Origin of the sequence: Dongia sp. (assembly GCF_041910485.1) — a bacterium.
Taxonomy (GTDB): Bacteria; Pseudomonadota; Alphaproteobacteria; order Dongiales; family Dongiaceae; genus Dongia.
The window spans coordinates 305,180-311,666 of the sequence record NZ_JAYRQR010000035.1; the positions used below are offsets into that span (position 1 = coordinate 305,180).

Sequence of the window (6,487 nt, forward strand, 5' to 3'; positions counted from 1 at the left end):
GCCCAAGCCGCGCCCTGGGCGCGAACGAGTCGAGTACGATCTGGAGTCCCATGAGCGATCTTTTCGAAGGCACGTCCAAGAAGGGCAGCGATTATTCGGCCAAGGACATTGAGGTTCTGGAGGGGCTGGAGCCCGTCCGCCGACGTCCGGGCATGTATATCGGCGGCACTGACGAGCGCGCCCTCCATCACCTGGTCGCCGAAGTGCTCGACAATTCGATGGACGAAGCCGTCGCCGGTCACGCCAGCCGCATCGAGGTTGAGCTCGACAAGGACGGCTATGTCACCGTGCGCGATAACGGCCGCGGTATCCCGATCGACCCGCATCCGAAGTTCAAGGACAAGTCGGCGCTCGAAGTCATCCTCACGACCCTCCATTCCGGCGGCAAGTTCTCGGGCAAGGTCTACCAGACCTCCGGCGGTCTGCACGGCGTGGGCTCGTCGGTGGTTAACGCCCTCTCCGACGATCTCGTGGTCGAGGTCGCCAAGGAAAAGCAGCTCTGGGTGCAGCAGTACAAGCGCGGCAAGCCGGTGACGAAGCTCGTCAACCAGGGCAACGTCAATCGCCGCGGCACCTCGGTGCGCTTCCATCCGGACCCCGAGATCTTCGGCAAGCAGGCGCATTTCAAGCCGAGCCGGCTCTACCGCATGTGCCGCTCCAAGGCCTATCTCTATCGCGGCGTCGAGATCCGCTGGAAATGCGACCCGTCGCTGATCCATGACGGAGATGAGACGCCGGCCGAGGCGGTGCTGCACTTCCCCGGCGGTCTGATGGACTATCTCAACATGACGTTGGGAAGCCGCAAGACGATCACGGCGGCACCCTATGCGGGACAGGCCGACTTCCCCGACGAGCAAGGGCGCCTCGAATGGGCGATCGCCTGGCCGGTCGATGAAGACGGCTTCGTGAACTCCTATTGCAACACGGTGCCGACACCCGAAGGCGGCACGCATGAAAGCGGTTTGCGCACTGGCCTCACCCGGTCGCTGAAGGCCTATGGCGAGTTGATCGGCAACCGCAAGATCGGCCTCGTCACCTCTGACGATATCTGCGGCAATGCCGCCATGCTGCTCTCGGTCTTTATCCGCGATCCGCAGTTCCAGGGCCAGACCAAGGAAAAGCTCGCCTCGCCGGAAGCGACGCGGCTGGTCGACAATATGATCAAGGATCATTTCGACCATTGGCTGTCGAATGATCCGGGTCGTGCCAAGGATCTGCTCGACCGTGTGATCGAGAAGGCTGAGGATCGGCTCCGCAAGAAACAGGACAAGGAACTCTCGCGCAAGACTGCAACCAGGAAGCTGCGCCTGCCCGGCAAGCTCACCGATTGCACCAAGGACGCAATGGCCGGGACCGAGATCTTCCTGGTCGAAGGCGACAGCGCGGGCGGGTCTGCCAAGCAGGCGCGCAACCGCGAGACCCAGGCCGTGCTGCCCCTGCGCGGCAAGATCCTCAACGTCGCTTCCGCCACCAACGACAAGCTCGCCGCCAACCAGGAACTGGTCGATCTCATCCAGGCCCTGGGCTGTGGCAGTCGCGACAAATACAGCGAGGAACGCCTGCGCTACGAGAAGGTCGTCATCATGACCGACGCCGACGTCGATGGCGCGCATATCGCTTCGCTGCTGATGACCTTCTTCTATCGCGAGATGCCGCAGCTCATCGAGAACGGTCATCTCTATCTCGCCCAACCGCCGCTCTATCGCCTGGCGCAGGGCGGCAAAGTTGCCTATGCCCGCGACGACGCCCACAAGGACGCGCTGCTGAAAAGCGAGTTCTCGGGTCGCGGCAAGGTCGAGATCAGCCGTTTCAAGGGCCTTGGCGAAATGCCCGCCAATCAGCTCAAGGAAACGACGATGGACCCGCGCAATCGCTCGCTCCTCAAGGTGCGAATCCCGCACAAGTACCATGAGGAAGAACGCGACGAAGCGCGCGAGACCGCCGATCTGGTCGAACGCCTGATGGGCCGCAAGCCGGAACTGCGTTTCCAGTTCATCCAGGAGAATGCGCGCTTCGCGCAGAACCTGGACATCTGATCGTCGGCGCCGAATCCACAAACAGTACCTGAAAGGCCTCCCGCACCCGCGTGTGAGCCCGATCTCGAACCGACGCGCGCGCCCGGCCGACCAATGGCGGAAGGACCCGTCATGCAGCGCGCGAATGTGCGCTCTGTCACTATGTAACGAGGTGCGGGCATGCCATGTCTGGACGTGACCGACGCTGTCCATTAGGCTGGTAAGCATTCCTTTCGGAAAATGACGACGATGATCTGGCGCAATCTCACGTGCGGGGCCGTGGCGCTGTTGGCGACGACGGCGTTTGCCTGGGCCGATCCCGTGGCGCAGGTCGTACGCTTGAGCGGTCAAGCAGCCGTCATCCGCGACAATGCGACAGCACCGCTGCAACTCGGCGCGTTGCTGGAGAACGGCGACCGCCTGACAACGGATGCAACGGGACGCGTCCGCCTGCAATTGATCGACGGTTCCGTCATCAACCTCGGCTCGCAGTCCGAATTCGCGATCGATGAAGTCGTCAGCGCAGGCCCCGGCACGCCGCGCGAAATCGAGCTCGACCTGCAATCGGGTGCGCTCCGCGCCCATGCGGCGCCGGCGACACCGCAATCGCGGTTCGAGATCCGGACTCCCAAGGCCATCACGGCTGTGCGCGGCACCGAATGGGGCATCCTCGCCGGGCCCGCGCAAAGCGACGTGCTGGTCCTGTCCGGCAGGGTCGGCGTGCGCAAGAATGAAATCTCCGGCAAGAGCGCCATCTCGCTGACCCGGACACTTGGCGTCACCGTGACCGATGCCGGGTTGGGTCAGAGCTCGCGCTGGCCGCAGAACGAGGTTGACGCCCTCCTCGCTGCAACCGATGTGCCCGGCGAGGACCGCCCGTTCGACCTCAAAGACGGACCGGCTCTCGACCTGACGCCGCTGCCGCCCAAAGCATCGCCGGACAATCCGGGCAACGACAAGAAGCACTCGAAACCATGCCTCGATCCGGGCAGCAAGAATTGCCGCGGCGACGGCAATGGCGGCCGCGACAGTGAGCATTCGTCAGATCACACGAAGGACCATGAGCATGACAGCAATGGCGGCAGCAGCTTCTGAGCCCGCCCCCATCGAGGCCCGGCCTATCGACCAAAGAAAACGCCGGGAGCATCGACGCGTCCCGGCGTTTTCAATTCAGCAATGATAGTAGCCGCGGTGCCGCCTGGCAGCCGCCAGTCAAACGTCGTTGTTGACGATGAGCAGGTCCAGTTCGCGCGGCGCATAAACGGTGGTACCGTTGCCGAAGGCGAAGAAGGTGTGCCCGGATACGTCTTCGCCGGTTGCGGTCACCATCGCATCGACCACACCGGTATCGACCACCGGCTCATCGGTCATGATGCGGATGCTGAGATCCAGCCCGTCGCCCTCGATCACGATGGCGCCGCTGCTGTCCGGCAGCAAATCTGCAAGAGAAAGGCTGATGGCGTCACCGTTGCAGGCATCGCCATCAGCATGAGGTACAATTGGTTGCAAGTGCTCAGGAGCGTCAATCATGTCAATTCTCGCTTCAGCGAAGGCCAAGCTGCCCAGCCCCTAAAGGCCGCATTCGCCTAAACTGTCTTCGTTCCGAGAGAAAATATGGCACTTCCCGGGATGAATTTGAACCAGCGAATCTTCCTCGCAGATACACTTTGATGTGTGAAGTGGGTTTTTCCCGCACATTTGATCGAAATACCCCGAAATGGGGCACCTCTGCTGGCGATTGCCGCGTCTGAAAGCGACTAGGGCTTGACGATGGGAATCCGGCGGCGCACGGCGACGTTAACCATGTCGACGTGCCCCGCCGGTCCTGGACTTAACCCTTAATACTCGGCGCGATACTTGGAGTGGCAGGCCCCGCAGGCATCGCCGAGCTTCTTCGATGCGTCCGGAAAGGCCGCCGCGTCGGTGACGGACGCCAGTTCCAGCGCCGCGTCGCGGGCGGCGTTGCGGGCCGCATCGAAGCCGGCGCGGTCGGTCCAGATGTTGGCGTTGGCGGCCCCGTCGGCCTTCTCCGACCCATCCGGGAACAGCGTGCCGAAATGCTGCAGCTCGCTGGCGATCAGGTTGGCTTTCTCGGCCACTTCGGCCTGCTCGAACGAGCCGGCCTTGGCCATGCCGGCGATCGCCTTGTAGGCGCCGCCGATTTCTTCCATCGCATGCTCACGGTCGCCGCCCAGGCCGGTGGCGCAGCCGGCGAGGATGAGACCGAGGGCGGCCCAGCGCAGGCGCTTGTTGCCCAGGTAGGTGGATGCGAGAAGTCGTGATGACATATTGGGTGCCTCCGTTGTTTCCGGTGTCGATTCTGGGTTCCCTTATTGAGCGTAAAGGGCGCAAGCTGACCGGAAGCTTAAAGTCCCCGCCAACCCACGTCGAAGGCCTGCACCGTTTGCGCCATGACTGATCAAGGAGCGTCGCATGCTCGCCTGGTTCTCATCGATCGCCACTGGGACCGTTACTAGGACCGTTGCCTCGGCTGTCCTCGCCAGTGGCCTGATAGCGTGTAGCGAGACGCCCCAGCCGGTCAAGGTGGCCTATGTCAGCTCGACCTACGGGGTCGACAATGCACCCGCTGCCTATGGCACCCCCTCGCCCTATGGCTACGCAACGCCCTGGGGCCTGCCCCCTGCCGAGACGATCGGCTATCTGTGGCCGGCGACCTTCTCGCCGCGCCAGGGGCTGATCTGCGAACGGACACGTCACGTCTGCTATGACCGCAACGGCGTCGACTATGCCGAGACGGACAAGTATCTGGGCGACCGCGCCCATTGGAACCGCCTGCGCCTCTATGGCGGCTCACAGGTCTATCCGCCGGCGCAACAGTAAGGCGCTGCATCAAGAATGGCGCGGCTGTGACGCGTGACACTGCCGCCACTTCCACGTCACGCCAATTTGGTAAGGGAGCCGCCATCCAGGAGTCCGCGACATGCCCACCTTCTATCGCCTGTTCGTCCTTCTTCTTGTCGCCTCGCTCTTGTCATTTTCCCAAGCCGCAACAGCCCAAGCAGACGGCTCACCTTGTGGCGCGGCGGCCGAAAAAGAACAGGGGCAGGCCGCAGCGAGTAATGGCTTCGTAACGCATCGCTGCCCGCGTATCGCACCGTCGCTGCAATTCATTCACGGGACTCTCTATGGCATCGCCGACGAGGCTATGGCGCGCAAGAGCGTGCTCGCCGAAGCAACCGCCTTCTGCCAAGGTGCGGCCGTACAAGACCCGTCCATCAAACTCGCGCCGATCGATGCATATGGTGATCGGCAATGGAACTACACCGCGCGCTTTACCTGCGGATACTGATCGTCCCGATCAGTGCAGGGTCATGTCGAGCGGTGCGTAGAGCGTGGTCGGTTCGGCAAAGCCCTTCAGCTGATAGGTCTCGGCGCGGAAGGTGCCGGGCGGCGGCGCCAGGCGGTCCACCATCGCCTGCGTCACCAGGATCTCGCCGGGGCGGGCCGCCCCTTGCGCGCGCGCCGCGGAATTGACGACATTGCCGATGGCGGTGAGGTCCTTGTGCGCGCGGCCGAACTCGCCGAAGCTCACCTCGCCGCAATGAATGCCGATGCCGATGCCGGCGCCGATACCTGTGCCATCCTTCAGGTCATCGAGGCCGAGTTCGTCGGCGAGCACGCGGCTCCGCACCGCCCAGCGTTCCTGGATCGCGCGCGCAGCACGCATCGCGGCGCCGGCATGGTCCCCCTGCCGGATCGGGAAATTGAAGACCGCCATCACCGCATCGCCGATGGTCTTGTTGAGGAGCCCGTCCTGCTCCCAGATCGCGTCGGCCGCCGAGTCATAGAAGGCGTCGAGCAAAGCTGAGATCGCCTCGGCCGAGTGCAGCTGGGAAAGCGCCGTGCAACCTCGCAAATCGGCGAACAGCACCGTCGCATCGATGGTGATCTTGCGGCTGCGCATGACCTTGGTGAACATCAATTCACACACGGTGCATGTATTTGGATTCATGCGGCTGGGCTTGATGCCGAACATGCGGAAGGGCAGCGACAGAAGCCCACGCAGCGGGATCGGCATGTGCATCTGCTGCCAGCAACCTTTGCAGATGAGGGAATGTTCAAGCATCGGAATCCGGGCTCGTGAAATGCGGAAGGCGAAAGGTAGTACAGTCGCGCGCGCTTAGCGAGCGCTGCACTAGGTTGCGCACCCCATTCGGCTTGCGCCGACACCCCCACCCGCGTCGGCGCATGCCGACATTCGTCGGCGGGCCCCCCCCTGAAGGGAGAGGGGACCAGAGCGATGTCTCCCTCCAGCCTCTCTCCCTCCGCCTTCACTTCTCAAACACGGCGCCCATCTGGAATTGCTCGGACAGCTATGGCAGCCGTGACGTTGCCGGCTGTGACGTGGATGGCTTCCTGCCATCCAGGAGGGGAACCCGGTCACCGCATCGGGTCCGGCGGGGGCTGGCTTAACCGCCGCAACCCTGGGGGAGCGTCCTGTGACCCGGGAC

Annotated in this window: 7 protein-coding genes; 4 read left to right on the top strand and 3 right to left on the bottom strand. The window is 63.3% G+C overall.

The window, feature by feature from the left end:
- Window positions 1-50 precede the first annotated feature (50 nt).
- Together parE and ACE3PP_RS12285 are read left to right on the top strand one after the other, a co-directional pair.
- Window positions 51-2,036, top strand: a complete 1,986-nt coding sequence (gene parE / locus ACE3PP_RS12280; protein ID WP_374382614.1) for a DNA topoisomerase IV subunit B — start codon at window positions 51-53, stop codon at window positions 2,034-2,036.
- A 219-nt stretch (window positions 2,037-2,255) separates the two neighbouring features.
- On the top strand, window positions 2,256-3,110 hold the full coding sequence (locus ACE3PP_RS12285) for a FecR domain-containing protein (protein WP_374382617.1): 855 nt from the start codon (window positions 2,256-2,258) through the stop codon (window positions 3,108-3,110).
- 117 nt (window positions 3,111-3,227) lie between these two features.
- Here the strand turns inward: ACE3PP_RS12285 and ACE3PP_RS12290 are convergent, their stop codons facing one another.
- Together ACE3PP_RS12290 and ACE3PP_RS12295 are read right to left on the bottom strand one after the other, a co-directional pair.
- Window positions 3,228-3,572 carry a hypothetical protein gene (locus tag ACE3PP_RS12290; RefSeq protein ID WP_374382620.1) on the bottom strand — a complete coding sequence of 115 codons (345 nt, stop codon included), beginning with the start codon at window positions 3,570-3,572 and terminating at the stop codon, window positions 3,228-3,230.
- A 281-nt stretch (window positions 3,573-3,853) separates the two neighbouring features.
- The gene (locus tag ACE3PP_RS12295) at window positions 3,854-4,303 is read right to left on the bottom strand and encodes a cytochrome c (RefSeq protein ID WP_374382623.1); all 450 of its coding nucleotides are present in this window, start codon (window positions 4,301-4,303) and stop codon (window positions 3,854-3,856) included.
- A 145-nt stretch (window positions 4,304-4,448) separates the two neighbouring features.
- On the opposite strand from ACE3PP_RS12295, the gene ACE3PP_RS12300 reads away from it, so the two are divergent.
- Both ACE3PP_RS12300 and ACE3PP_RS12305 read left to right on the top strand, forming a co-directional pair.
- Complete coding sequence (locus ACE3PP_RS12300; protein ID WP_374382626.1) at window positions 4,449-4,856, top strand: hypothetical protein; 408 nt, start codon at window positions 4,449-4,451, stop codon at window positions 4,854-4,856.
- Between the two features lie 100 nt (window positions 4,857-4,956).
- Window positions 4,957-5,325, top strand: a complete 369-nt coding sequence (locus ACE3PP_RS12305) for a hypothetical protein (RefSeq protein WP_374382629.1) — start codon at window positions 4,957-4,959, stop codon at window positions 5,323-5,325.
- Between the two features lie 9 nt (window positions 5,326-5,334).
- Here ACE3PP_RS12305 and ACE3PP_RS12310 read toward each other — a convergent pair whose 3' ends face one another.
- Window positions 5,335-6,102, bottom strand: a complete 768-nt coding sequence (locus ACE3PP_RS12310; protein ID WP_374382632.1) for an adenylate/guanylate cyclase domain-containing protein — start codon at window positions 6,100-6,102, stop codon at window positions 5,335-5,337.
- Window positions 6,103-6,487: the final 385 nt, after the last annotated feature.

Excerpts from the sequence above, each read along its gene's own strand:
- parE (WP_374382614.1), top strand. The coding sequence starts at position 51 with ATGAGCGATCTTTTCGAAGGCACGTCCAAGAAGGGCAGCGATTATTCG.
- ACE3PP_RS12285 (WP_374382617.1), top strand. The coding sequence starts at position 2,256 with ATGACGACGATGATCTGGCGCAATCTCACGTGCGGGGCCGTGGCGCTG.
- ACE3PP_RS12295 (WP_374382623.1), bottom strand. The coding sequence starts at position 4,303 with ATGTCATCACGACTTCTCGCATCCACCTACCTGGGCAACAAGCGCCTG.
- ACE3PP_RS12300 (WP_374382626.1), top strand. The coding sequence starts at position 4,449 with ATGCTCGCCTGGTTCTCATCGATCGCCACTGGGACCGTTACTAGGACC.
- ACE3PP_RS12305 (WP_374382629.1), top strand. The coding sequence starts at position 4,957 with ATGCCCACCTTCTATCGCCTGTTCGTCCTTCTTCTTGTCGCCTCGCTC.
- ACE3PP_RS12310 (WP_374382632.1), bottom strand. The coding sequence starts at position 6,102 with ATGCTTGAACATTCCCTCATCTGCAAAGGTTGCTGGCAGCAGATGCAC.